The 3,038-nt window shown below is 60.5% G+C and carries 3 protein-coding genes; all 3 read right to left on the bottom strand.

Features of this window, described 5'->3' with window-relative positions:
- Positions 1 to 36: 36 nt before the first annotated feature.
- Genes folD through DS906_RS13915 form a run of 3 tightly spaced genes read right to left on the bottom strand, consistent with a single transcriptional unit; the run spans position 37 to position 3,019 of the window.
- On the bottom strand, positions 37 to 927 hold the full coding sequence (folD, locus tag DS906_RS13925) for a bifunctional methylenetetrahydrofolate dehydrogenase/methenyltetrahydrofolate cyclohydrolase FolD (RefSeq protein ID WP_113790749.1): 891 nt from the start codon (positions 925 to 927) through the stop codon (positions 37 to 39).
- 52 nt (positions 928 to 979) lie between these two features.
- Complete coding sequence (locus DS906_RS13920; protein ID WP_113790748.1) at positions 980 to 1,285, bottom strand: chorismate mutase; 306 nt, start codon at positions 1,283 to 1,285, stop codon at positions 980 to 982.
- A gap of 57 nt (positions 1,286 to 1,342) precedes the next feature.
- Positions 1,343 to 3,019, bottom strand: a complete 1,677-nt coding sequence (locus DS906_RS13915) for a formate--tetrahydrofolate ligase (RefSeq protein ID WP_113790747.1) — start codon at positions 3,017 to 3,019, stop codon at positions 1,343 to 1,345.
- Positions 3,020 to 3,038 lie beyond the last annotated feature (19 nt).

Genomic DNA, 3,038 nt, shown 5'->3' with positions numbered 1-3,038 from the left:
TGTTGGGGCGCATATTTTGCGCCCCAACGAAATAGCTCAGGCTGTCAGGCCTTCGGGTTCTGGGAGTTTGTTTGCGCGGCAGCAGGCGGTGAGTGTGTTGGCCAGCAGGCAGGCGATGGTCATGGGGCCGACGCCGCCGGGGACCGGGGTGATGGCGCCGGCGCGTGCTGCCGCGCTGGCGTAGTCGACGTCACCGACCAGTTTGTTCTTACCGTCGCGTTCAATGCGGTTGATGCCCACGTCGATGACGGTCGCGCCTTCCTTGATCCAGTCGCCCGGCACCATTTCGGGGCGGCCAACGGCGGCCACGACGATGTCGGCGCGGCGGACCACATCGGGCAGATCCTTGGTGCGGCTATGCGCGATGGTCACGGTGCAGCTGTCGCCCAGCAGCAGCTGCGCCATCGGCTTGCCCACGATATTCGAGCGTCCGATCACAACCGCATCCATGCCCGACAGCGAACCATGGTGATCTCGGAGCATCATCAGACAGCCCAACGGTGTGCAAGGCACCATCGATTTCTGACCGGTGCCCAAGAGGCCCACATTCGAGATATGGAACCCGTCCACATCCTTTGCCGGCGAGACCGAGTTGATCACCAGATCCTCGTTCAGGTGCTTGGGCAGCGGCAATTGAACCAGAATGCCATGCACAGCCGGGTCATTGTTCAGCTTGTCGATCAACGCCAGCAGGTCTTCCTCGGAGGTATCGATGTCCAGCTTGTGCTCGTACGAGTTCATGCCGACCTCGACCGTCATCTTGCCTTTCGAGCGGACATAGACCTGGCTGGCCGGATCTTCGCCTACCAGAACCACGGCCAGGCCGGGGGTGATGCGGTTTTCTTCTTTCAGCTTTGCGACCTGATCGGCCACTTGCGCACGGACCTTGGCCGCAAAGGCCTTGCCGTCGATAACCTGCGCTACCATCCTTTGATCCCTTCTTTCAAAAACGGATCGGGCGCGTGAAGCGCCCGGTCATTCAGTCCGGGCCGAGAACACGTTCCTCACGTGCAATCGACCAGTCAATCAACATGCGCCACAGTCTTTCGGCCAAATCCGGATCCATTCCCAGCTCGGCAGAGCTTGTGCGCACGCGGTGCACCACGTCTTCGACACGGTCCGGGATACGGGCAGGCAGGCCCTCGCCCGGCTTCAGCTCGGACGCGCGGTCAATGTAGCCTGCGCGCGCCACCAACATTTCGATCAGTTGGCGGTCCAGCTTGTCGATCTGAACCCGCAGATCCTGCATCGTTGCACAGTCTTGCGGCGGTGTCAGAGTGGGCATCGCGATCTCCTCATGGCCCGGGAAAACCCCGGACCACGAGATGTCCTATTCGGCGACTTAGAACAAGCCCTCGATCTCACCTGCGTCATTGAGGCAGATGGTTTCCGCAGCCGGTTTGCGTGGCAGACCGGGCATGGTCATGATCTCACCGCAGACAACCACGATAAAGCCGGCACCCGCGCTCAGGCGTACCTCACGCACCGGAACCGAATGGCCGGTGGGCGCACCGCGCAAGGTGGGGTCTGTCGAGAACGAATACTGCGTCTTGGCCATGCAGACCGGCAGATTGCCGTATCCGGCCTCTTCCCACTCACGCAGCTGGTTGCGGATCTTGTTGTCGGCCAGAACCTCGTCGGCGCGGTAGATGCGCTTGGCGATGGTTTCGATTTTCTCGAACAGCGGCATGTCGTCGGGATAGATCGGTGCGAAGTTGGCACTGCCGCCTTCGACGATCTCGACAACCTTCTCGGCCAGCGGCGCAGAGCCTTCCGAGCCCAGCTCCCAATGACGCGACAGAACCGCCTCAACCCCATGCTCGGCGCAATAGTCGCTGACCGCCTGCACTTCGGCATCGGTGTCGGTGACGAAGTGGTTGATGGCAACCACAACCGGCACGCCGAATGATTTCACGTTCTCGATGTGACGGCCCAGGTTGGCACAGCCCGAGTTGACCGCGTCGACGTTTTCCGCACCCAGATCGGCCTTGGCAACGCCACCGTTCATCTTCATCGCACGCACGGTGGCAACCAGCACCACTGCAGACGGCGCGATGCCCGCCTTACGGCACTTGATGTTCATGAACTTCTCGGCGCCCAGATCGGCACCAAAACCGGCCTCAGTCACGACATAGTCAGCCACTTTCAAAGCGGTCTTGGTAGCGATGACAGAGTTACAGCCATGCGCGATATTCGCAAACGGGCCACCGTGGACGAATGCCGGGTTGTTTTCCAGCGTCTGCACCAGGTTCGGCTGCATCGCGTCCTTCAGCAGCACGGTCATTGCGCCTTCGGCCTTGATGTCGCGGCAGTAAACAGCGGTCTTGTCGCGGCGATAGGCCACGATGATGTCACCCAGACGCTTTTCCAGATCCTTCAGGTCGTTGGACAGGCACAGGATCGCCATGACCTCGGACGCCACGGTGATGTCAAAGCCAGTTTCGCGCGGGAAGCCGTTCGACACACCACCCAGGGACGCTGTGATCTGACGCAGCGCCCGGTCGTTCATGTCGACAACACGACGCCATGCAACGCGGCGTACATCGATTTCGGCTTCATTGCCCCAGTAGATGTGGTTGTCGATCATCGCCGACAGCAGCGAATGCGCCGAGGTGATCGCGTGGAAATCCCCGGTGAAGTGCAGGTTCATTTCCTCCATCGGAACAACCTGCGCATAACCGCCACCCGCGGCGCCGCCCTTCATGCCAAAGTTCGGGCCCAGCGAGGCTTCGCGGATACAGATCATCGCATTCTTGCCAATGCGGTTCAGACCATCACCCAGACCAACGGTCGTGGTCGTCTTACCCTCACCCGCAGGCGTCGGGTTGATCGCGGTGACCAGCACCAGCTTGCCGTCTTCTCGACCCTGCACCGAATTGATGAAGTCCTGGCTGACTTTGGCCTTGTCATGGCCATAGGGCAGCAGATCAGCAGAATCGATGCCGATCTTAGCGCCGATTTCCTGAATAGGCTTCTTCTGCGCCTCACGCGCGATTTCAATGTCCGATTTATAGCTCATTGGGCAAAACCCCCGGTTG

It is taken from the genome of Ruegeria sp. A3M17 (assembly GCF_003318255.1).
Taxonomy (GTDB): domain Bacteria; phylum Pseudomonadota; class Alphaproteobacteria; order Rhodobacterales; family Rhodobacteraceae; genus Ruegeria.
The sequence above is the reverse complement of the archived record's forward strand: the minus strand, read 5'-3'. Positions and strand labels throughout refer to the sequence as shown.